We start from the raw sequence: 21,144 nt of genomic DNA, 5'->3' as shown, positions 1-21,144 counted from the left end.
TGGCTGCCGGCGCGCGCGGGGCGGGGGAGTGCCGGGTTCACCGGGACGCTGGTCGGAGCCGCGGGGGACCCCGCGGCCGTCGGGTCCACCGTCGTGCGGGGGCCGCACCGGGCGTCGCCGGGCACCGGGCTGCTCCGGGCCGCGCAGATCGCCGGGCATCGGCTGACGCCCATCCGGACCCGGCCCCGCCGGACGGCGCGTCTGCGAACGCCGGCGCGGGCCGTCGGGTGGTGAATCCACTGGTGAACGGTCCCTTTCGAGGTCGACACATCGCGACGGGACGTCGACGCGACAGGGGTCACGCCTGAGGATGCCGATGCTGATGTGCAGGACGAGTCAGGTGTTGTGTGCTCTCGTCAGGCTACTGAAGTGATTCCGGAATTCGAGAACGCAACGCCGGGCGGGCGAGTAGCCGTCGTCACGTACGCGATCCGGGCCGGGTGGAGGACGTTCCCCGGGTCCGGCACGATGGGGCCCATGCGTGTCACGCCGAGCAACCCCACCGTGTACATCGTCGGCGCCGGCGGACAACTCGGAACGGCCCTGCAGGATCGCTCGGCGGGGGTTCCCGACACCGTCGTGCGACCGCTCACCTCGGCCGACATCGACATCGCCGACCCGACCTCGGTGGCCGCCGCGCTCGGCGACCTCGCCCCCGACGACGTGGTGGTGAACTGCGCGGCCTACACCGACGTCGACGGCGCCGAGTCCGACACCGATGGCGCGCGCCGCGTCAACACCGCCGGGCCCGAGGTCCTCGCCGCCCGGACCGCCGATGCCGGCGCGTGGCTGATCCACGTCTCCACCGACTACGTGTTCCCCGGAACCACCGACGAGGGAGGCCGGCCGTCGGCGGGCGACGGATACGAACCCGACGACGTCTCCGGCACCCCGGCCACCGTGTACGGCCGCACCAAACTGGACGGCGAGCGCGCCGCTCTGTCGGCGGACCCGCAGACCACCGTCGTGCGGACGGCGTGGGTCTACACCGGCGGACCCGACAGCCGCGACTTCGTCGGCACGATGCGACGGCTCGAACAGTCGCGGGAGACGGTCTCGGTCGTCGACGACCAGCTCGGGTCACCCACCTACTCGCACGACCTCGCCGACGGACTCTGGGAACTCGTCGCCGGCGGGGCGCGGCCCGAGGTCGCCGGCGCCGTCCTGCATGCGACGAATTCGGGCAGCGCCACCTGGTTCGCCGTCGCACGCGGGGTGTTCGAGGAGATCGGAGCGGGGCCCGACCGGGTCCGGCCCACGACGACTGCCGAGTTCCCGCGCCCGGCGCCGCGCCCGGCCTACTCGGTGCTGTCCGGACGGTCCTGGACGGCTGCCGGACTCACCGCGCTCCGTCCGTGGCGACACGCGCTGCACGCGGCGATCGCCGCGTCGGACGCCGGCACCGGTTCGTTACCCTGAGCGGCGTGTCTGTTCAGCCAGCCGTGGTGACGGTGACCTATTTCTCCGGCGATCACCTCGTGACCTTCCTGCGTAGTCTCGCCGCGGTCACCGACGTCATGCCGCAGGTCGTCATCGCCGACAACGGTTCGGAGGACGGCGCGCCGGAACGGGCCGAGCAGGAGTACGACACGGTCACCCTCGTCCGGACCGGCGGCAACATCGGATACGGCGGCGCGATGAACCGCGGTGTCGCCGAGATCGACCCCGATGTCGAGTTCATCCTCATCTCCAACCCCGATGTCGAGTGGAAGCCGGGTGCCATCGAGGAGCTGATGGCCGCGGCGCAGCGGTGGCCGCGCGCGGGCTCGCTCGGTCCGCTGATCCGCGAACCCGACGGGTCGATCTACCCGTCGGCCCGCCGGGTCCCCGACCTCGTGTCGGGCACCGGACACGCGATCCTCGGCACGGTCTGGAAGTCCAATCCGTGGACCGCGGCCTACCGTGCCGACGACGAGACCCCGTCGGAGCGTGCGGTGGGGTGGCTGTCGGGTTCGTGTCTGCTCGTTCGGCGCGAGGCGTTCGACGCCATCGGTGGCTTCGACGCCCGCTACTTCATGTACATGGAGGACGTCGACCTCGGCGACCGGCTCGGCAAGGCGGGCTGGCAGAACGTGTACGTGCCCACCGCGGAGGTCGTACACACCAAGGGGCACAGCGCAGGTCGGCATCCGGAGAAGATGCTGCCCGCGCACCATCGAAGTGCCTACCGGTTCCAGGCGGACCGCAACCCGGGGCCCTGGCGCGCGCCGCTGCGACTGGCCCTGCGGATCGGGCTGGGCGTGCGATCCCGGCTGGCCGTTCGTGCGGCGCGCCGCGCGTCGGCGAGCGAAAACGACGGCTGAGTGTTGAAGTGAACACCGAACGTCAGTGAACACCGAAGGCCGGAGTGGCCTCCGGTCACCTCGAGGAAGGAACCGATCCAGTGGACAACTACACCGTGCGTGAGTCGGTGGAAAGACAGTCCGTGGGGGGATCGGACGACATCAGGGAGGACGTCGAGGCCGTCATCCTCGTGGGCGGCAAGGGAACCCGTCTGCGTCCGCTCACCTTGTCGGCGCCCAAGCCGATGCTGCCGACGGCCGGACTGCCCTTCCTCACCCACCTGCTGTCGCGTATTCGCGCGGCGGGGATCCGCGACATCGTGCTCAGCACCTCGTTCAAGGCCGAGGTCTTCAGCGAGTACTACGGCGACGGTTCGAAACTGGGCCTGCGCATGCGTTACGTCACCGAGGACGAGCCGCTGGGCACCGGCGGCGGCATCCGCAACGTGCTCGACGAACTGACCGCGAGCACGATCGTGGTGTTCAACGGCGACGTCCTCGGTGGCACCGATGTCGGTGACGTCATCGACAGTCATCGTGCCGCCGACGCCGACGTCACCATCCATCTCGTGCGCGTCAGCGACCCGCGCGCGTTCGGCTGCGTGCCCACCGACGGCGACGGTCGGGTCACCGCGTTCCTGGAGAAGACGCAGGACCCGCCGACCGACCAGATCAACGCCGGCACATACGTGTTCAAGCGCGAGGTCATCGAGTCCATCCCGTCCGGACTGCCGGTCTCGGTCGAACGTGAGGTGTTCCCCCGACTGCTCGCCGAGGGCGCTCACGTCCATGCGCATGTCGACCACGCCTACTGGCGGGACATGGGTACGCCCGAGGACTTCGTCCGCGGCTCGGCCGACCTCGTCCGCGGGATCGCGCCGTCACCGGCCCTGGGTGACCGTCGCGGCGAATCCCTCGTCCACGAGGGCGCGGGCGTCGGCCCGGGTGCCCTGCTCATCGGCGGAACCGTGGTCGGTCGGGGCGCCGAGATCGGCCCGCGTGCCCGTCTCGACGGCGCGGTCATCTTCGACGGCGCGGTGATCGAGGCCGGCGCGGTCGTGGAACGGTCGATCATCGGCTTCGGTGCCCGCATCGGGCCGCGCGCGCTGGTCCGGGACACGGTCATCGGCGACGGCGCCGACATCGGCGCGCGCTGCGAGTTGTTGCGCGGTGCGCGGGTGTGGCCGGGTATCGAGATCCCCGACAACGGGGTCCGGTTCTCGACGGACGTCTAATCCGGCCGGTGAGTCCGCCTAGCGGATCTTCGCGGCGGCGAGCACTCCGGGCCCCAACGGGATGACCACCGGCAACAGCTGTTCGTCGTCGGCGATCAGCAGTGCCGCCTCCCGGGCGGCCGCCGTCGGCGGCTCGGTACGGGCGGGATCGCCGACCGTGCCGTCGGCGGTGGCGTTGTGGACGACCACCACCCCACCCGGGCGGAGCATCCGGACCGCCTCACGGACGAATCGGGGCAGGTCGAGCAGGGGCCCGTCGACGAAGACCAGATCGTAGGACGCGTCGGACAACCGCGGCAGGACCTCGACGGGGGTGCCGTTGATGAGCCGGGTACGACCGGGGGCGATGTCGGCGCCGGCGAAGGACGCCCGTGCGGCCCGGTGGTGTTCGGGTTCGGGATCGATGGTGGTCAGCACGCCCTCGGTCGACATGCCGTTGAGCAACCAGAGGCCGCTCACCCCGGTGCCGGTCCCGATCTCCACGACGGCATGTGCGTCGGCTGTCCGGGCGAGCAGGGCGAGCAAGGCGCCGACCGCCGGGGAGACCGGCGTCGCGCCCAGTTCCTCGGCGCGGGCGCGGGCGGCGATGACGGCGTCGTCCTCGACGATGGCCGACTCGGCGTAGGCGATCAGGTCGGGGCGCGCGGACGGCGTTGACTCGGTCACGCGTCGAGGTTAGTCCGAGCCCGCGGCCGAACCGGACGCGGCACGCCAGACCTGCACGAATCCGCTCGCAACCGGACGGCCGACGCATCCTCAGGCAACACTCAGGCGCCTCATACGGCGGCCACACTCGGATAGGAGAGGGTGAGAGCTGTTCCGGTTGGGACAGTTCCCGGGAGGTCGGTGTGAACGCCCGGCAGTTCGGGAATACCCAACCGGAGTCACCTGTTCGACTTCGGTGAGTGCTTGGGTCACCGGGTGCGTGTTCACGAGAGAGGAACCGACCACCGACCATGATCGATCCCCGCGAATCCGCCGATGCCGTGCCCGCGGGCACCGCAGGTTTCGACGCCACCGGCGATGAACTGCTCATGCCGTCCTGGGACGACCTGGTACGCGAACACGCCGACCGCGTCTACCGTCTGGCCTATCGCCTGTCGGGCAATCAGCACGACGCCGAGGACCTCACGCAGGAGACCTTCATCCGGGTCTTCCGCTCGCTGTCGAACTACCGTCCCGGCACATTCGAGGGCTGGTTGCACCGCATCACCACCAACCTGTTCCTCGACATGGTCCGCCGCCGCAGCAAGATCCGCATGGAGGCGTTGCCCGAGGAGTACGACCGCGTGCCGGCCGACACCCCCGATCCGCAGCAGATCTTCGACGCGACGAACCTCGATCCCGACCTGCAGCGCGCCCTGGACACGCTGGCGCCCGACTTCCGCGCCGCCGTGGTCCTGTGCGACATCGAAGGGCTGTCCTACGAGGAGATCTCGGCGACGCTCGGCGTCAAGCTGGGTACCGTGCGCAGCCGCATCCACCGCGGTCGGCAGAGCATCCGCGACGCCCTCGCGGCACAGGGCCACACGAGCAGCCGGTCGGTCGCGATCGGCTCGCATTCCTGAGTTCGGTGTCGCGCCGCCGCGCGTCCCGGGAACCCTGCTCCGCCCAGCTTCGTTGTGAGTCTCGGATAAGCTGAGATGTTGCCTGTGCCGCTGCGCACAATGCCGACGACGTCCCCGGTCCGCCGAGGAGTGCGCGTTCGGCGGACGGCATCGGATGCCGCCGGTCGGTACCGTGGCAGAAGAGCAGCAGGCCCAGTGGCAACACAGGATTCATCGTGCGGCGGTTTCGTCGTGGAGAGGGGTGAACGACGATGATGGACGGCGATCGCGGGCGTCCGACCGGGAGTGGCGGTGTCGAACCACCTACCCCCAACCTCCGTCGTCGGCGGTCTTCCTGGACTCCCAGCAGGTGGAACACCTGGAGTCCGGCTCCCTCGTCATTCCTGCCCAATCGGGGCTACCGTGCGCCGGGAACGGCCGGCGGGCGCGGCTTCGCACCCACCGAGCACCTGGCCCCCGAGGCGGTCGCGGCCTTCGTCGACGGTGAACTCGGCATGTCCGCGCACGCGCGCGCCGCTCACCACCTCGCGCTGTGCCACGAGTGTGTGGCGGCAGTGGAGGCGCAGTCCCTGGCCCGCACCCGTCTGCGCGAGTCCGGCCGCGTGTCGATCCCGGACTCCCTGCTCGGTCAGCTCTCCCAGATCCCCACCCGCGAGATCGACATGACCTCCGGACGACCCCGCCCGACGGAGTTCGGGCCGACGGTGTCGCCCGACGCGCCGACCGACGGCATCCCCGCGGCCCGTGGCCGCGCCTTCCGCCGCCGGGGCCGGTGAACGTGGCCCCCAACGCCGATTCTCCCGACGCCGACTCTCCCGATCCCGGTGACGCGCAGTTCGCGCGTCGGGCCGAACCGCCCGAGTCGCAACGGCTGACGCCGTCGAGGCCGCGGCACGCACCCGTCTCGCCGACGACCGCGCAGGTGTTCGGCCGGCCGTCGGGTGTGCGTGGTTCGTTCGCCACCTCAACGGACGGTCGGTCGCCCGAGCCCCAGGTCGCGGCCCCGGACCCGGTACTCGCCGAGGCCTTCGGTCGGCCGGCGGGGTCGACCGAGACCCTGCAGCGGGATCCGCTCGCGACCTACGGGCAGACCGAACAGCCCCGGACGCCGGACGACCCGTGGCGCGACCCGGAGAGTCCGGCCCGGCTCGACGCACCTGCGCTGGCCACCGGGGCACCGGAGACCCCCACCGACGCCGGTCCGAAACTCGGCGTTCGCGACATCCTGCTCGGCAAGCGCCTCAGCTGGGTGGCCCTGGCGACGCTCGCGGTGATCGCCTTGCTCATCGGACTCGTCGGCGGCCTGATGGGCCGGTACACCGCGGAAGTGGCCGCGCCGCTCACCAGCGACACGGTCGAGCTGTCCACCGACGACACCGGCGGCGACGCCGGGCCGCGGTCGTCGGTTGCCGAGGTGGCCCGCGCCGTGGAGAAGTCGGTCGTCGCGATCGACGTCCGCGCCGCCGGTGCCTATGCGACCGGGTCGGGATTCGTCATCGACAAAGAGGGTTACATCCTCACCAACAATCACGTGATCTCGATGGCCGCGAACGACAAGAGCGCCAAACTCGAGGTCGTCTTCTTCGATCGCCAGCGCGTCCCCGCGCGGATCGTCGGACGCGATCCCAAGACGGACCTGGCGGTGCTGAAGGTCGACAATGTCGAGAACCCGACGGTGTCGGTCCTCGGCAGTTCCGGCGACCTCCAGATCGGTGAAGAGGTCGTCGCCTTCGGATCGCCGCTCGGACTCAACCGAACCGTGACCAGCGGCATCGTCAGCGCGACCGATCGTGCCGTGGCGCTGACCCCCGATGCGGAGTCCGACACCGACGCGGTGATCGACGCCATCCAGACCGACGCCGCGATCAACCCGGGCAACTCCGGAGGCCCCCTGGTCAACGCCGAGGCCCAGGTGGTCGGGATCAACACCGCGGGACGCCTCGGCGCAGGCGGCGGCAACATCGGGCTCGGTTTCGCGATCCCGATCGACGAGGCCAAGCCCATCGCGGAAGCGCTGATCCGTGACGGCCGCGTCAACCATCCGCAGATCGGGGTCAACGCGAGTTCGGTCCGCAACGAACGGGTCCTCGGAGCGCAGGTCCGCAACGTCGTGGCCGGCAGTCCTGCCGAACGGGCGGGGGTCCGCGAGAACGACGTGATCACCTCGTTCAATAACCGCCCCATCGAGAGCGCCGACGAGTTGAACGTCGCGATCCGGACCGCGAACATCGGTGAATCCGTCCCGTTCCAGTACTGGCGGGCGGGTCGGACGTTCAGCGGTACCATCACACCGGCGAGCGACTAACCACACCAGCGCACAAGTCAGGACGAGGCACATGTTCAGCAGCATCGGATGGGGCGAGATCGCGATCCTGGTGGTCGCGGCGCTGGTCATCCTCGGCCCCGAACGCCTCCCCGGTGCCGTCTCGTGGACGATGCAGTCGCTCAAGAAGGTCCGCGAATACGCGACCGGTGCGAGCGCTCAGCTCAAGGACGAGCTCGGTCCCGAGTTCGACGATCTGCGCAAACCGCTGGCCGATCTGAACGAGCTCCGGGGTATGACGCCGCGTTCCATCGTCACGAAACATCTTCTCGACGGCGACGATTCGCTGTTCCGTCTGAACGAGAGCGCGACGACGGTCAATCGGAACACCACCCCGGCGGCGCCGGAGATCAAACCGGTCTCGGCGCCGCTGTCGTTCGAGAAGCAGGATTCCGCCGACAGGTCCGACTCCGCGACGGGCAACCGCGCCGCCCCGGACCGCACGCCGCGCACGGGGTCGCGTCCCGCCGCAGCGGACTGGGACGCGACCTAGGCGAACCGGTCAGGCGTTCCGGATGGTGTCGAGTCCCAGACTCATCCCGGCCAGACCGCGCTTGCGCGCCGCCAGCTTGCCGGCGATCGCGCGCAGTGCGGACCCCGAGGCCGATTCCGGCGCCGACAGCACGACCGGGACCCCGGCATCGCCACCTTCGCGCAGGGCGGTCTCGAGCGGCACCTGACCGAGCAGGTCGACCTGAGCGCCCACGGCACGCGTGAGGCGTTGTGCCACCTGCTCACCGCCGCCGGACCCGAACGGTTCCATGCGGCTGCCGTCGGGCAGTTCCAGCCACGACATGTTCTCCACGACACCGAGGATCTTCTGCCGCGTCTGCAGGGCGATGGCCCCGGCGCGCTCGGCGACCTCGGCCGCGGCCTGCTGCGGGGTCGTCACGACCAAGATCTCCGCTCCAGGGATGAGCTGGGCGATGGAGATGGCGACGTCGCCGGTGCCCGGCGGCAGGTCGAGGAGCAACACGTCGAGGTCGCCCCAGTACACATCCGCGAGGAACTGCTGGAGAGCGCGATGGAGCATCGGGCCACGCCACGTCACCGGGGTGTTCCCGTCGGTGAACTGTCCGATGGAGATGAAGCGGACCCCGTGGTTGATCGGCGGCATGATCATGCGCTCCACCTGGGTGGGCTTGGCGTCGCTGCCGAGCATGCGGGGAACCGAGTGACCGTAGATGTCGGCATCGAGGACGCCGACGCTGAGCCCGCGCTCGGCGAGTGCTGTCGCGAGGTTGACGGTGACACTCGACTTGCCGACGCCGCCCTTGCCCGACGCCACCGCATAGACGCGGGTGAGCGAACCGGGTTGGGCGAACGGGATGACCGGTTCGGCCTTGTCCCCCCGGAGCTTCTTGCGCAGTTCGGTGCGCTGCTCGTCGTCCATCACGTCGAGTTCGACGCGGATCGCGCCGACGCCCGGGACGTCGGCCACGGCTGTCTCCACGCGCTGCGAGATCTCGGTGCGCATCGGGCAGCCCGACGTCGTGAGGTACACGCCGACGTCGACACTCGCGTCGTCGTTGACGGTGACCGACTTGACCATCCCGATGTCGGTGATCGGCTTGCCGATCTCGGGATCCTTGACCTTGCCCAGAGCGGCGCGAACTGCCGATTCCGTGGGCGCGACTCCTGTTGTCATCTGGTCCAGACTACCGGCGGCACCGACGACGCCCGGCGGAGGTCCTCCGATCGCGGTGTCAGCGAACCGGAACCGGCGCGCCGGAAGCGCCCGGCCGGTTCGGTCCGGCGTTGCCCGCCGGGGCCTGCTTGGTGGCCGGAGCGTCCTTCTTGGTCGGCGGGGGTGCGGGCTGGCCCGGGAACAGCGGCGGGATCGACGGCAGGCAGACGATGATGCACGGCTGCGGCGGCGGGCTCGGCCGACGCGAGGAGGACGACGAGGACGACTCGGACCCGGGTGTGCTCGGCGTGCTCGGCTTGCTGGACTTGCTCGAGCTGCTCGACGGCTTGCGCTTCATCTCCGGGATGGGGTTCGTCGGCATCACGCCCGTCGCATACGCCCCGGCCCAGCCGAGCACGTTCGCGACGTACTCCATCGAGCGGTTGTAGCGCAGCACCGCCGAGACCCGGGTGCGCTCGTTCATGATGTCGGTGACACCGGCGCACAGGTACCGGCCGGCCGAGTAGGTGGCGTCGAAGATGTTGTTCGGGTCGGGTTTCCCGTCCCCGTTGGCGTCGGAGCCCCACGCGGCCCATGTGCTCGGGATGAACTGCATCGGGCCCATGGCGCGGTCGTGTCCGGCGTCGCCGTCGATGCGCCCGCCGTCGGTGTCCTTGATGACGGCGTTGCCGGCCAGGGAGCCGTCGAGGACCGGGCCGGCGATCGGATTGATGGTCGTACCGTACTGATCGACCGAGCCGTTGCTCGCGTGATTGGACTCGATCCGGCCGATGCCGGCGAGCAGGAACCACGGGAGCTTGCACTGGGGGCTCTCGGCCGCGACGCGGTTCGCGGCCAGCTTGTAGGCCTGGAGGACCACGCCGGGGATTCCCAACGGACCCGACGGGAGATCGGCGGCGAGCCGGAACTGTGGTGCCGGCAGGGCGGTCGCGGGCTTCTCCGGCGGAGGTGCGAAGCCGAGCAGGGCGACCGGTGAGCCGGCGACGACCTCGGCCAGCACCGCGGGGGCAGCCGGTTCGGAGACGGGTGCGGCGACGGTGCCACCGGAGGCGCTCGATGTCGCGGTGCCCAGCACCAGCGCACCGACCAGGCCACCACCCACGGCGAGAGTCGCGGCGCGGCGGGGGAAAGAGGACGGACGACGCGGTCCGCGGCGGCGGCGGACGATGTCGAGGGGCCTCATCGACGGCTCCCGTCGCCCGACACGGCCCCGGGACGCTGCCCGGTCATGTCCACTCCGTTGTCAACACACACATCTGCCCCCGAGAACGCGGCGATCACCACCCGCGGCCCGGTTCGAGAGCCGCTCGCATGGATGCACCGGACGAATCCGTCGTGTCGTGGTCGACACCGGGATCCGGTCCGAACTGTGACCCACCATACATATGGGTCTGACGTCCCAGACACGAACTCCACTTTTGGTGTCAGTGAACCCATCGCGCCGACGGGCTCCGGGTGTTACGTCGGGGCCGGTGCACTCCGGAGTCAGCGCGAGCGGTCGCGCGGACCCGTACCGGCGGGCGGCTCGTCGTCGGACGTGGCGCCGAGTCGGTCGGTGAGTTCGTCGAGCAGGTCGTCGAGTTCCTTGCGCAGGTAGTCGCGCGTCACGGTGTCACCGACCGCGAGCCGGACGGCGGCGAGCTCACGTGCGAGGAACTCGGTGTCCGCCTTCGTCTGGGCGGACCGCAGCCGGTCCTCCTCGAGCGAGACTCGGTCACGGTTCTCCTGCCGGTTCTGGGCCAGGAGGATCAGCGGGGCCGCGTACGCCGCCTGGGTGGAGAACGCGAGGTTGAGCAGGATGAACGGATACGGGTCCCATCTGATCGACACCGCGACCAGGTTGAGCGCGATCCACACGATCACGACGACCGTCTGGATCGCCAGATAGCGCCCGGTGCCCAGGAACCTGGCGACCCGCTCGCTGTACATCCCGACGACGTCGGAGTCGAGATTGAACGAGATCGTGCGACGGGTGCTGGGGGTGTCGAGTTTGCGTCCCGGTTCGCTCATCGGATGACGTCTCCGACGGGCTCGACGGCGTCCTCGGGCTCGGTCTCGCGCCAGTCGCGCGGCAGGATCTCGTCGAGGAGGTCGTCGACACTCACCGCGCCGAGCAGGTGCCCGGCCTCGTCCACGACGGGTCCGCAGACCAGGTTGTAGGTCGCGAAGTATCTCGTCATCGTCTCCAGGGAGTCCTCGGGGTGGAGTTGGACGAGGTCGGTGTCCAGGATGCCGCCGACGAGATGGGCGGGGGGCTCCCGGAGCAGGGCCTGCAGGTGTACGCACCCGAGGTACTTCCCGGTCGGCGTCGCCGTCGGCGGGCGGACGACGAACACCAGGCTCGCCGCGGCGGGCGTGAGGTCGGGATTGCGGACGCGGGCGAGCGCCTCGGCGATGGTGGTCGACGGGGTCACCACGATGGGCTCGGAGGTCATCACACCGCCGGCGGTGTCGGGGGAGTGCAGGAGCAGGCGCCGGAGCGGTTCGGACTCGACGGGGTCCATCTCCTCCAGGAACGCCTCGGCCTCGGTGTCGGGCAGTTCGCCGAGCAGATCGGCCGCGTCGTCGGGGTCCATCGCCTCGAGGATGTCGACGGCGCGGTCGCGACCGAGCGCGGCGAGCACCTCTTTCTGGTCGTCGGGCGGTAATTCCTGCAGCACGTCGGCGAGCCGTTCGTCATCCAGGGCCGAGGCGATCTCGTCGCGCCGTTTCGCGGGCAGTTCGCGCAGGGCGTTGGCGACGTCGGCCGGCCGCATGCCCTCGAACTGCAACAACGCCTGTGCCACTCCCTGTCCCGGGAGGTTCAATGCGCTCTGGGTGATGCCCTGCACGCTGGACCACTCCACGACCTGGGTCTCGTGGCGGCGTCGGAGACCGCGGCGGCCTGCGCGGATCGCGACGCGGGAGACGACCCAGTCGCGGGTCCGGGTCTTCTCGATGCCGAGGTCGATCACCGTCACGTCGGCGTCGGCGAGTTCGGGTAGGTCCGGATCGACGACCCGGACGTGGGTGTCGAGAACCTGCCCGATCGCCAGCGCCTCGCCGGGCCGCAGATGGAGCCGGCGGAGGCTGACGGTGCCGGTGTTGAGGGCAACGGCCTGCGGCTCGATCGCCGTCACGCGCAGCATGGGAACGAAAATCCTACGCCGGGTGGTCAATTCGACCGCCAGACCGAGGACGCGCGGTTGTTGTCCGGACATGCGGATCGAGATCACCACGTCGCGGACGCGACCGATCGATTCACCGTCGGGACCAAGGACGGCCAACCCGACTAATCTGGCCACGAACACCTTGCTCACCGACGACATGGGAGTAAGGGTAGTGCCATCGGTTCCGTGGAGGCCGACGGCAGACACCGAACGCCCACCGGTGGGAGACGAGTCTCACGGTCGAGTCCCACCGCAGCAGTCGCACAACAGGGAAGGCCCCGACATGACCAATCCCATGCGCCCGAGCCGCGAGACGCCGGGCCTGCCCACCCCGCCGAAGGGCTGGCCGATCGGTTCCTACGGAACCTACGCCGAGGCCCAACGCGCGGTGGATTTTCTCTCCGACGAGAACTTCACCGTGCAGGACGTCACCATCGTGGGCGTCGATCTCATGCAGGTCGAACGAGTCATCGGCCGGTTGACATGGGGCAAGGTGATCGGCGGCGGGCTGGTGTCCGGTGCCTGGCTCGGCTTCTTCTTCGGCTGCCTGGTGGCGCTCGTGTTCACCGGTTCGCCCATCGCGCCCATCCTCGTGGGCATCGTCGGCGGCATGGTCTTCGGTGTGATCTCCGCGACCATTCCGTACGCGGCCACGCGCGGCCAGCGTGATTTCGCCTCGACGATGCAACTCGTCGCGGGACGCTATGACGTGCTGTGCGACCCGAAAAGCGCAGAGAGGGCACGCGACATGCTCACCCGTCTGACCTTCTGAGCCGACGTCCCCCGCTCGGACACGGTGGGATCACAATCGCTCGCGGAGTGGCACGCCCATGCCGAATGTGTTGCATGTCACGAATCCTCACGTATAGCGTTGCACTTCGGACGCTCACGGCGGAGCACCTGGTGCGCCCGCCGCGTACGACATCGAGGAGGCTGCGTGCGGAGCAGGGTCAGGACTGACGGATCTACCAGACGCGTGAGACGGAAGGTCCTCGCCGCGGCGGTGGCAGCGGCGGCCATGCTGCCCGTGCTGTCCGCATGCGGCTCGGGATATGAAGCGGGCGTACTCAATTTCTATCCGCCGGCCGACGGCGCGGACACCTTCGCCGAGATCGGCGACAAGTGCTCGGCCGATTCCGGCGGGGCGTACAAGGTCGTGACGACTCCGCTGCCCAAGGGTGCCGACGATCAGCGTCTGCAGCTCGCACGACGCCTCGCGGGCAACGACAGCGGTCTGGACCTGATGGGTATGGACGTCGTGTGGACCGCCGAATTCGCCGACGCGGGCTGGATGGTGCCGGTGCCCGACGACATGGCGGCGGAGATCTCGGCACGAACCCTGGGCGGCCCGCTCGACACCGCGGTGTGGAAGACCGACGACGACGAGCGTGAACGGCTCTACGCCATCCCGTTCTCCACCAACACCCAATTGCTGTGGTACCGGCCGGATGTCCTCGCCGAGGACGTCGACCGACGCCGCCCGGCGTCGACGTGGAACGGCATGCTCGAGGACGCGCTCGTCAGCGGGCGCAACGGCGGCCCGACCTACATCATGGTGCAGGGCAGGCAATACGAGGGCCTGATGGTGTGGTTCAACTCGGTGCTCGCGAGTGCCGGCGGCCAGATCGTCGATCCGCAGGACCCCGACAAGGTCACCCTGAACGACACCCCTGAACACCGCGCCGCCACGGTGCGCGCCCTGGAGACCCTCAAGCGCGTGGCGACCGCACCGGGGGCCGATCCCTCGCTGACCAACTCCGACGAGGGCGCCGCGCGACTCGGGATGGAGAGCGGAGAGGCTCTGTATCAGGTCAACTGGCCGTTCGTCTTCGCCGGCATGCGCGAGAACGCCGTCGCCGGAAGCGTCGCCTTCCTCGACCTCACCCAGTACGCGAACCTCTACGCCGACACCGCGAACCCGCCGACGGCGGCGCAGGTCGTCCCGCTGAACCGGGAGATGCGGCGGGTCTTCGACTTCGCGCCCTACCCGGGCTTCGAGGGACTCCCCACGAAGACGACCCTGGGCGGCATCAACATCGCCGTCGCCAGCACCTCGAAGCAGCAGGATCTCGCCTTCCAGGCCGCGGAGTGCATCACCAGCGAGGCGGGGCAGAAGGCGTTCTCGTTCAGCGCCGGACCGCCGCCGGTCATCGAATCCATCTACGACGACGCCGATTTCCGGCTCGCCTACCCGATGGCCGACGAGATCAAGCGGCAGCTCGAACCCGAACACGCCGCGCTGCGCCCGAAGTCGCCCGATTACCAGGCGATCTCGACGCTGCTGCAGGCCAAGTTGAGTCCGGTCGGCGCCTGGGAGCCGGAGGCTCTCGTCGACGAACTCGCCGAAGCGGTCCAGAAGGCCATCGACGGGGAAGGGCTGATCCCGTGAGCGACAACACGACACCCGGAGACGACGAACGGACCGGCGACCGGCCGGGCCGTGATGTTTCGGGCGAGGACACGCGGTTCCGCGCCGGACGTCATGCCCTGCCCGACGACGCCCCGCCGCAGACCGGCCCGATCCCGATCGTCGGTGACACGCCGCCGGTGCAATCCGACCAGGTGTGGACCCCGCCGCCGGGCGGACGGCACGACGCCGCGCCGGTGAGCGGTCCGGCGGGCGCACCCGCTCCGGCCGCCGGTCCGGCTGCTGCCACCGCAGCCGGCACGACGGCGGTCGCCGAGCGTCCGCGAGCCGACGACGCACAAGCCGCACCGCGCAGGCGCAGCGAGGGCAAGGCCGCCGAGCGTCGACTGGCCTTCTGGCTCGTCGCGCCGGCCGCGCTCATGATGATCCTGGTCACCGGTTACCCGATCGTGTACGCGGTCTGGTTGTCGCTGAACAAGATGAGCCTCTCGGCCCCCGGCGAACGCGAGTTCGTGTGGTTCGCCAACTACGCGACCGTCCTCACCGACAACTACTGGTGGACCGCCTTCGGTGTCACGGTCGGCATCACGGTCGTGTCGGTGATCATCGAGCTCGTGCTCGGCATGGCCATCGCGCTCGTGATGCACCGAACGATCTTCGGGCGCGGCACGATTCGTACCGTCGTCCTCATCCCGTACGGCATCGTGACGGTGGCAGCGGCGTTCTCGTGGTACTACGCCTGGACACCCGGCACCGGATATCTCGCGAATCTGCTGCCCGACGGCAGTGCTCCCTTGACCGAGCAATGGCCCTCGCTGGCGATCATCGTCCTGGCCGAGGTCTGGAAGACGACCCCGTTCATGGCCCTGCTGCTGCTGGCCGGACTCGCGCTCGTGCCGGACGATCTGCTCAAGGCGGCCCAGGTGGACGGTGCCGGAGCGTGGACGAGGCTGTGGCGCATCATCCTCCCGCTGATGAAGCCGGCGATCCTGGTGGCGCTGCTGTTCCGCACACTCGACGCGTTCCGCGTGTTCGACAACATCTATGTCCTCACCAGCGGGTCCAACAACACCTACTCGGTGTCGATGCTGGGTTACGACAATCTGTTCGGCGCCTTCAATCTCGGCGTCGGTTCGGCGATCTCGATCCTGATCTTCATCTGCGTCGCGATCATCGCGTTCGTGTTCATCAAGGGGTTCGGCACCGCCGCACCGGGTTCCGACGACGAGGGGAGGTAAGCCGTTGAATACGAGCGGAAAGTCCAAGGCCTGGTGGTCGATCGCCAACATCCTGGTGATCCTGTACGCGCTCATCCCACTGCTGTGGATCATCAGTCTGTCGTTCAAACCGGCAGGCAGCGTGACCGACGGGCGATTCTGGCCCAGTGAGTTCACACTCGACAACTACAAGAACATCTTCGAGACGAGCGCGTTCACCTCGGCGTTGATCAACTCGATCGGCGTCGGACTCATCACGACGGTCATCGCGGTGATCCTCGGGACGATGGCGGCCTATGCGGTGGCGCGCCTGGACTTCCCGGGCAAGAAGCTCCTGATCGGCGCCGCTCTGCTGATCGCGATGTTCCCCCAGATCTCGCTGGTGACCCCGTTGTTCAACATCGAGCGACGACTCGGGTTGTTCGACACCTGGCCCGGCCTGATCCTGCCCTACATCACGTTCGCGCTGCCGCTGGCGATCTACACCCTGTCCGCGTTCTTCCGCGAGATCCCGTGGGAGCTGGAGAAGGCCGCCAAGATGGACGGCGCCACGCCGTGGCAGGCCTTCCGCAAGGTCATCGCACCCCTCGCGGCGCCCGGCGTCGTGACCGCGGCGATCCTGGTGTTCATCTTCGCCTGGAACGACCTGCTCCTGGCGTTGTCCCTGACGTCGACCGAACGGGCGATCACCGCGCCGGTGGCGATCGCGAACTTCACCGGAAGTTCGCAATTCGAGGAACCGACCGGGTCGATCTCGGCCGCCGCGGTGGTCATCACCATCCCCATCATCATCTTCGTGCTCTTCTTCCAACGTCGAATCGTGGCCGGCCTGACCTCCGGCGCCGTGAAGGGATAACCCATGGCAGACATCGTTCTGGACAACGTCTCCAAGCAGTATCCCGACGGCTCGACGGCCGTACACGGGGTCGACATCGAGATCGCCGACGGCGAGTTCGTGATCCTGGTGGGACCGTCGGGCTGCGGCAAGTCGACGACGCTCAACATGATCGCGGGACTCGAGGACATCTCGGGGGGTGAACTGCGGATCGGCGGTGAGCGCGTCAACGAGCGCGCGCCGAAGGACCGCGACATCGCGATGGTGTTCCAGAGTTACGCGCTGTACCCCCACATGTCGGTCCGCGAGAACATCGCCTTCCCGCTGACCCTCGCGAAGATGCCGAAGGATCAGGTGGCCGCGAAGGTCGACGAGGCCGCGCGCATCCTCGACCTCGGGCAGTACCTAGACCGCAAGCCCGCCAACCTCTCCGGTGGTCAGCGGCAGCGCGTCGCGATGGGACGCGCGATCGTGCGGTCGCCCAAGGCGTTCCTGATGGACGAGCCGCTGTCGAATCTCGATGCGAAGCTCCGCGTGCAGATGCGCACCGAGATCTCGCAGCTGCAGCAACGTCTGGGCACCACCACGGTCTACGTGACCCACGACCAGACCGAGGCCATGACCCTCGGCGACCGCGTGGTCGTCCTGCGCGGCGGGTACGTGCAGCAGATCGGCACACCGCAGGAGCTGTACAACAATCCGACCAACGTGTTCGTGGCCGGCTTCATCGGTTCGCCCGCGATGAACTTCCTGTCCGGTCGCCTTGGCTCCGACGGCATCGAGACCGCGATCGGCACGATCTCGCTCGACGACCACCGTGCGGTGGTGTCGCGTGCCGGCGACGTCGGCAGCGGCGGGGACGTGCTGATCGGCATCCGCCCGGAGCATCTCGAGGACGCGTCGCTCGTCGATTCGACGACCCGCGGTCAGGGGGCGACGTTCACCGCGAACATCGATGTCCTCGAGTCGATGGGGTCGGACATCTACGCCTACTTCAGCGTTGGCTCGAGCCGGGCGTCGAGCGATGCCCTCGCGGAGCTGTCCGCCGACTCCGGAACCGATCTCGGCGGCAATCAGCTCATCGCACGACTGTCCCCGGACTCGAAGGTCACCCGCGGCAGTTCGGCCGAACTGTTCTACGACGCCTCGAAGATCGCGGTGTTCGATCAGAGCTCGGGAGCATCGCTGCGGGTTCGCTGAGCCGCGTCCTCCCGGCGGAGGGTCACCGCTTGCGCCGCCGGGAGTGGTCGAGCAGCTCGTCGAAGACGTGCTCGTCCCAGATGTGCCTGCGCACGAGGCGATAACGCTCGCAGGCGACCCACATGTACAGCTCGGCGTCGCTCTCGAGGTCGGGTCGGATACCCGCGCGCCGGGCCATCCGCACGACCGGCAGGAACTCCTCACCGAACCAGCGCCGGGCGGTCTCGGCGCGGCTGAGGAACTCGCCGATCTCCTGGCTCAGACGGAATCCCCAGGCCTCGACGTTCTCGGCGAGTTCGGCGTAGTCGAACGGGAAGCTGAGCCGGATGGCGTCGGCCTGGGCGCCCTCGAGCGGTACGCGCGACAAGAACAGCCGACGATGGTCCTTGAGGACCAGATCGGATGTCCCGGTGATGCCCTCGGGGGAGATGCGCGTGTGGATGAGGGTGACGTAGGCGTCGATCGTGGCCCAGTTCCGCGCGATCGCGATGGACACGCGGTGGTGGCCGTCGATGACGAAGTGCATGGACCCGATCCGGTAGAGCTGCACCGGTGGCACCGACTCGCCGCGTCGTTGCGCTGCGGCCAGGCGCTGCCAGCGTTCACGCCCACGCGACGAGGTGGGCCGGAAGTAACGGTCGAAGTCCTTCGTCCGGTCGACGCTGCCGACGATCGAGGACACCTCGACCACCTGGAGCCCGAGTGAGGTCTCGCCGGTTCGGCCGAGCGCGGCGACCACTTCGTCGAACGGCAGGATGGTGTTCACGTCGGCCGGCTGACGCATGAACCACTGCGCGAGACGTGCTCGTTCGGCCTGGCGCCGCAGCCGGGCGAAATCGTTCTCGGCGTCGGCGTCGGGAAAACCGGTGTCACGCGCCATATCTGCGCCTCACGATCTCGACGTCCCGGGTCACGGGATCGATGTCGAACTGACAGAACCCGACGACGTTCATCGACGTCGTCGACGACCCGATGGGCAGATCCGCCGGCCGTTCGCCGTAGGGATGGACATGCCCGTGGATCAGCAGCGCGGGCTGCAGGGACCGCACCAGGGGGTGGAAACAGTCGAAACCCCGGTGGGGGAGATCGTCCCGGTCGCCGACGCCGCGCGCCGGGCTGTGGGTGAGCAGGATGTCGGCGCCCCGTGGCGGCGACAGGGCGGCGGTGCACCGCAGGCGGAGCGAGCGCAGCCGCTGCTGGGTGTCGGTGTACTGGTTGGTGCCCCCGTTGTACCGGCGGCTGCCGCCCAGACCGCTGATGCGGAGCCCGGCGACCGAGACGGTCCGACCATCGGCGTTGACCGCACCGCAGGGGCCGGGGTCCTCGACCGGGAGGCCTGCGCGGGTCCAGCCGGTCCGGCCGCGCCGGTACCCGCGTAGGTCGCGGTCGTGGTTGCCGGGGACGAACACGCACGGCGAGTCGCACAGCGACGACAGGATCTCGAGGTATTCGAACGGCAGGTCGCCGGCGCCGAGGATGAGGTCGGGACGGGATTCGATCCCCACGCCGAAGGTGAGGGAATCCACCACCTCGTCGGCGACCGCCAGAACCCGGACCATTGCTCCAGGCTAGAGGAGCGCCCCGGACCCGCGCGCCGGAGTCGGTAGCCTGTCGGGTGTGAGCGAAGCCGTGACAGAGGTCGTCGGACGATTCCTGGAAGACCGGCTGGGGGAGACGCCGCAGCGGGCGTCGGTGACGTTCCTGGGCGTCGAGCCGATCGACGTCCTGCGGTTCGCGGCCGCCGATACCGGTGATCGCCCCACGGTGGTCTACGTGACGTCGGGGTGTGCGCGGCATCCGATGTCCGATCCCACCGACCTGCACGCGGATCCGGTCCGCGGACCCCGTGCCGAGCTCGTCGTGCGCATGTCGTCGGGGACACCGCTGCCGGGCCTGCACAAACGGATGGCGACGCTGGCGGCCGCGCCGGCCGTCGAGGGCCTGATCATCGCCGCCGACGCACTCGTCGATCTCGGCGAACCCCTCTGGGACGGTTCCCCGTTCACCGCGGTACTGCTCGAGGCCGACGAACTCGGCATCGTCGAACTGCCCGAACCGATGGACCCGGTCACCATGCTCCGGGCCATCCCGATCACCGCCAACGAGGCCGCCTGGGTGCGGCTGAAGGGGGCCGACGCGCTGCGGGAGGCGTGGCGGGAGGCGGGTATCGACGTGACCAGGCCCGACCGGGCGTCGGCAACTCCGGCCTGAGACGTCTCGAGGAGTTCCGGCCTGCTCGTGAATCGGGCGAACACATCCGTTCCGAGGTTTCGGAACGGATGACAGAGGGAACGTCTGAGCATCGAGAGCACGGCTGGTCTGAGAAGGTGAGGGCGCATGGAGTCACGGGGAGCAGGGACCATCGGCACGACAGACGGGCGGTGCCACGCGTGACCCTCACATCATCGTCGCTGCCCACGACGACCGCCCCCCGGCCCGAGCTCGATGTCTATCTGCCGCAGCAGGACACCCAGTTGCTGATCGACACCCTGCGTTCCCGCGGCGTTGCGGGAGCCCGCGTCCTCGACCTGTGCACCGGCAGCGGCGCCATCGCCCTCGCGGCGGCCCGGGCGGGTGCGACCGAGGTGACCGCGGTGGACGCGTCCGCCGAGGCGGTTGCGTATGCGCGACAGGCGGCGGCCGAGGCCGGGGTGCGCATCGAGGTGGCCCACGGCGACCTCCGCCGTCATCGGGGCCGGTACGACGTCGTCACCTGTAACCCGCCGTACGTACCGACCCCGCCGGAATCCGAGGCGGCCCTGCATCCGGCCGGACCATCGCACGCATGGGACGCCGGCCTCGACGGCCGGGCCGTCCTCGACCCGCTGTGCGCGCACGTTCCGGACCTGCTGGTGCCCGGCGGCACCTTCGTGCTCGTCCATTCGGAATTCGCCGACGAAGAGGCCTCGCTGCGTGCCCTCCGTGCCGGTGGCCTGACCGCCGAGGTGGTGGCCGAACGGGTCATCCCGTTCGGCCCGGTTCTCTCGGCGCGTGCGGGCTGGATGGAGGAGATCGGGATGCTCGAGCGCAACCGCCGCATCGAGCGACTGGTCGCGATCGTCGCGGTCGCGCCCGGCGAATACGGTTCGGCGGGTGGGTCGGCGTGAGCGGCGACGCCAAGCGCAACGCGGTGCGGGTGATCCGCGGTGGTCCGATGCTGGTCTCCGGACCCGTCGACATCGAACTCCCGGACGGCGCAAAGGTCGAATCGGACCGGTTCATGGTCGCCGTGTGCGCCTGCGGGCGCAGCAAGACCTACCCGCTGTGCGACACCAGCCACCGCAAGAAGCGTCGACGGACGGACTGACGCCCCGGACGA

23 protein-coding genes are annotated in these 21,144 nt (G+C 69.3%); 16 read left to right on the top strand and 7 right to left on the bottom strand.

The genetic code is table 11. The features are described 5' to 3' along the window. From MHN80_RS22295 to MHN80_RS22280, 4 genes are all read left to right on the top strand, one after another. Positions 1-234: hypothetical protein (locus MHN80_RS22295; RefSeq protein WP_239403693.1), on the top strand; the 234-nt coding region annotated here is incomplete at its 5' end. A 234-nt stretch (positions 235-468) separates the two neighbouring features. Further along, positions 469-1,419: a dTDP-4-dehydrorhamnose reductase gene (rfbD, locus tag MHN80_RS22290; RefSeq protein WP_239403700.1), complete on the top strand. Its 951-nt coding sequence runs from the start codon at positions 469-471 to the stop codon at positions 1,417-1,419. 5 nt (positions 1,420-1,424) lie between these two features. Further along, positions 1,425-2,303, top strand: a complete 879-nt coding sequence (locus MHN80_RS22285) for a glycosyltransferase family 2 protein (RefSeq protein ID WP_172622050.1) — start codon at positions 1,425-1,427, stop codon at positions 2,301-2,303. Positions 2,304-2,383: 80 nt separating this feature from the next. Then, on the top strand, positions 2,384-3,517 hold the full coding sequence (locus MHN80_RS22280; RefSeq protein ID WP_004020311.1) for a sugar phosphate nucleotidyltransferase: 1,134 nt from the start codon (positions 2,384-2,386) through the stop codon (positions 3,515-3,517). 18 nt (positions 3,518-3,535) lie between these two features. Here the strand turns inward: MHN80_RS22280 and MHN80_RS22275 are convergent, their stop codons facing one another. Next, entirely contained in the window at positions 3,536-4,183 is a 648-nt protein-coding gene (locus MHN80_RS22275) for an O-methyltransferase (protein WP_004020312.1), read from the bottom strand. A gap of 290 nt (positions 4,184-4,473) precedes the next feature. On the opposite strand from MHN80_RS22275, the gene sigE reads away from it, so the two are divergent. The 4 genes from sigE (at position 4,474) to tatB (ending at position 7,901) form a co-directional block, all read left to right on the top strand. Continuing rightward, positions 4,474-5,085: an RNA polymerase sigma factor SigE gene (gene sigE / locus MHN80_RS22270; RefSeq protein WP_004020313.1), complete on the top strand. Its 612-nt coding sequence runs from the start codon at positions 4,474-4,476 to the stop codon at positions 5,083-5,085. Between the two features lie 251 nt (positions 5,086-5,336). Then, positions 5,337-5,861 (top strand): hypothetical protein, encoded by a 525-nt coding sequence (locus MHN80_RS22265; RefSeq protein WP_051987056.1) that lies wholly within the window; start codon positions 5,337-5,339, stop codon positions 5,859-5,861. Further along, complete coding sequence (locus MHN80_RS22260) at positions 5,858-7,390, top strand: S1C family serine protease (protein ID WP_239403692.1); 1,533 nt, start codon at positions 5,858-5,860, stop codon at positions 7,388-7,390. The genes MHN80_RS22265 and MHN80_RS22260 overlap by 4 nt, the downstream gene beginning before the upstream one ends. A 31-nt stretch (positions 7,391-7,421) precedes the next feature. Then, positions 7,422-7,901, top strand: coding sequence for a Sec-independent protein translocase protein TatB (gene tatB / locus MHN80_RS22255; RefSeq protein WP_239403691.1), 480 nt, complete (start codon positions 7,422-7,424; stop codon positions 7,899-7,901). A 9-nt stretch (positions 7,902-7,910) separates the two neighbouring features. On the opposite strand, the gene MHN80_RS22250 is transcribed toward tatB, so the two are convergent. The 4 genes from MHN80_RS22250 to MHN80_RS22235 all read right to left on the bottom strand — a co-directional run bounded on the left by MHN80_RS22250 (position 7,911) and on the right by MHN80_RS22235 (position 12,364). Then, a complete protein-coding gene (locus MHN80_RS22250; protein WP_004020317.1) occupies positions 7,911-9,056 on the bottom strand; it encodes an Mrp/NBP35 family ATP-binding protein in 1,146 nt (381 codons plus the stop codon). A gap of 58 nt (positions 9,057-9,114) precedes the next feature. After that, on the bottom strand, positions 9,115-10,239 hold the full coding sequence (locus tag MHN80_RS22245) for a lytic transglycosylase domain-containing protein (RefSeq protein WP_239403690.1): 1,125 nt from the start codon (positions 10,237-10,239) through the stop codon (positions 9,115-9,117). Between the two features lie 302 nt (positions 10,240-10,541). Beyond that, positions 10,542-11,066 (bottom strand): DUF1003 domain-containing protein, encoded by a 525-nt coding sequence (locus tag MHN80_RS22240; RefSeq protein WP_239403689.1) that lies wholly within the window; start codon positions 11,064-11,066, stop codon positions 10,542-10,544. After that, complete coding sequence (locus tag MHN80_RS22235) at positions 11,063-12,364, bottom strand: magnesium transporter MgtE N-terminal domain-containing protein (protein ID WP_101819021.1); 1,302 nt, start codon at positions 12,362-12,364, stop codon at positions 11,063-11,065. Before MHN80_RS22235 ends, MHN80_RS22240 begins: the two co-directional genes overlap by 4 nt. Positions 12,365-12,488: 124 nt before the next feature. On the opposite strand from MHN80_RS22235, the gene MHN80_RS22230 reads away from it, so the two are divergent. The 5 genes from MHN80_RS22230 (at position 12,489) to MHN80_RS22210 (ending at position 17,825) form a co-directional block, all read left to right on the top strand. Next, positions 12,489-12,977, top strand: coding sequence for a general stress protein (locus MHN80_RS22230; RefSeq protein ID WP_064571539.1), 489 nt, complete (start codon positions 12,489-12,491; stop codon positions 12,975-12,977). 204 nt (positions 12,978-13,181) lie between these two features. Continuing rightward, positions 13,182-14,594 carry an extracellular solute-binding protein gene (locus MHN80_RS22225; protein ID WP_239403688.1) on the top strand — a complete coding sequence of 471 codons (1,413 nt, stop codon included), beginning with the start codon at positions 13,182-13,184 and terminating at the stop codon, positions 14,592-14,594. Then, positions 14,591-15,811: a sugar ABC transporter permease gene (locus MHN80_RS22220; RefSeq protein WP_308219795.1), complete on the top strand. Its 1,221-nt coding sequence runs from the start codon at positions 14,591-14,593 to the stop codon at positions 15,809-15,811. Before MHN80_RS22225 ends, MHN80_RS22220 begins: the two co-directional genes overlap by 4 nt. A 4-nt stretch (positions 15,812-15,815) precedes the next feature. After that, positions 15,816-16,646, top strand: a complete 831-nt coding sequence (locus MHN80_RS22215) for a carbohydrate ABC transporter permease (RefSeq protein ID WP_004020325.1) — start codon at positions 15,816-15,818, stop codon at positions 16,644-16,646. A gap of 3 nt (positions 16,647-16,649) precedes the next feature. Beyond that, entirely contained in the window at positions 16,650-17,825 is a 1,176-nt protein-coding gene (locus MHN80_RS22210) for an ABC transporter ATP-binding protein (RefSeq protein ID WP_004020327.1), read from the top strand. 22 nt (positions 17,826-17,847) lie between these two features. Here MHN80_RS22210 and MHN80_RS22205 read toward each other — a convergent pair whose 3' ends face one another. Continuing rightward, positions 17,848-18,705 (bottom strand): hypothetical protein, encoded by an 858-nt coding sequence (locus MHN80_RS22205; protein ID WP_064571538.1) that lies wholly within the window; start codon positions 18,703-18,705, stop codon positions 17,848-17,850. Beyond that, a complete protein-coding gene (locus MHN80_RS22200; protein WP_004020329.1) occupies positions 18,695-19,384 on the bottom strand; it encodes a metallophosphoesterase in 690 nt (229 codons plus the stop codon). The genes MHN80_RS22205 and MHN80_RS22200 overlap by 11 nt, the downstream gene beginning before the upstream one ends. A gap of 58 nt (positions 19,385-19,442) precedes the next feature. Between MHN80_RS22200 and MHN80_RS22195 the strand changes: the two genes are divergently transcribed. The 3 genes from MHN80_RS22195 (at position 19,443) to MHN80_RS22185 (ending at position 21,132) form a co-directional block, all read left to right on the top strand. Further along, positions 19,443-20,036 (top strand): suppressor of fused domain protein, encoded by a 594-nt coding sequence (locus MHN80_RS22195; protein ID WP_004020330.1) that lies wholly within the window; start codon positions 19,443-19,445, stop codon positions 20,034-20,036. Between the two features lie 179 nt (positions 20,037-20,215). Beyond that, on the top strand, positions 20,216-20,932 hold the full coding sequence (locus MHN80_RS22190) for a HemK2/MTQ2 family protein methyltransferase (RefSeq protein ID WP_239403687.1): 717 nt from the start codon (positions 20,216-20,218) through the stop codon (positions 20,930-20,932). A gap of 47 nt (positions 20,933-20,979) precedes the next feature. Beyond that, on the top strand, positions 20,980-21,132 hold the full coding sequence (locus MHN80_RS22185; RefSeq protein ID WP_239403698.1) for a CDGSH iron-sulfur domain-containing protein: 153 nt from the start codon (positions 20,980-20,982) through the stop codon (positions 21,130-21,132). Positions 21,133-21,144: the final 12 nt, after the last annotated feature.

Origin of the sequence: Gordonia sp. McavH-238-E (assembly GCF_022348225.1) — a bacterium.
GTDB classification, from domain to species: Bacteria; Actinomycetota; Actinomycetes; order Mycobacteriales; family Mycobacteriaceae; genus Gordonia; species Gordonia terrae.
Note: the sequence above shows the minus strand (reverse complement) of the source record. Positions and strands in the feature narration are given on the sequence as shown.

What these genes read in the sequence shown, in the direction of transcription:
- rfbD (WP_239403700.1), top strand. Translation starts at nt 469, where the DNA reads ATGGGGCCCATGCGTGTCACGCCGAGCAACCCCACCGTGTACATCGTC.
- sigE (WP_004020313.1), top strand. Translation starts at nt 4,474, where the DNA reads ATGATCGATCCCCGCGAATCCGCCGATGCCGTGCCCGCGGGCACCGCA.
- MHN80_RS22265 (WP_051987056.1), top strand. Translation starts at nt 5,337, where the DNA reads ATGATGGACGGCGATCGCGGGCGTCCGACCGGGAGTGGCGGTGTCGAA.
- tatB (WP_239403691.1), top strand. Translation starts at nt 7,422, where the DNA reads ATGTTCAGCAGCATCGGATGGGGCGAGATCGCGATCCTGGTGGTCGCG.
- MHN80_RS22250 (WP_004020317.1), bottom strand. Translation starts at nt 9,056, where the DNA reads ATGACAACAGGAGTCGCGCCCACGGAATCGGCAGTTCGCGCCGCTCTG.
- MHN80_RS22245 (WP_239403690.1), bottom strand. Translation starts at nt 10,239, where the DNA reads ATGAGGCCCCTCGACATCGTCCGCCGCCGCCGCGGACCGCGTCGTCCG.
- MHN80_RS22240 (WP_239403689.1), bottom strand. Translation starts at nt 11,066, where the DNA reads ATGAGCGAACCGGGACGCAAACTCGACACCCCCAGCACCCGTCGCACG.
- MHN80_RS22235 (WP_101819021.1), bottom strand. Translation starts at nt 12,364, where the DNA reads ATGTCGTCGGTGAGCAAGGTGTTCGTGGCCAGATTAGTCGGGTTGGCC.
- MHN80_RS22230 (WP_064571539.1), top strand. Translation starts at nt 12,489, where the DNA reads ATGACCAATCCCATGCGCCCGAGCCGCGAGACGCCGGGCCTGCCCACC.
- MHN80_RS22210 (WP_004020327.1), top strand. Translation starts at nt 16,650, where the DNA reads ATGGCAGACATCGTTCTGGACAACGTCTCCAAGCAGTATCCCGACGGC.
- MHN80_RS22205 (WP_064571538.1), bottom strand. Translation starts at nt 18,705, where the DNA reads ATGGCGCGTGACACCGGTTTTCCCGACGCCGACGCCGAGAACGATTTC.
- MHN80_RS22200 (WP_004020329.1), bottom strand. Translation starts at nt 19,384, where the DNA reads ATGGTCCGGGTTCTGGCGGTCGCCGACGAGGTGGTGGATTCCCTCACC.
- MHN80_RS22185 (WP_239403698.1), top strand. Translation starts at nt 20,980, where the DNA reads ATGCTGGTCTCCGGACCCGTCGACATCGAACTCCCGGACGGCGCAAAG.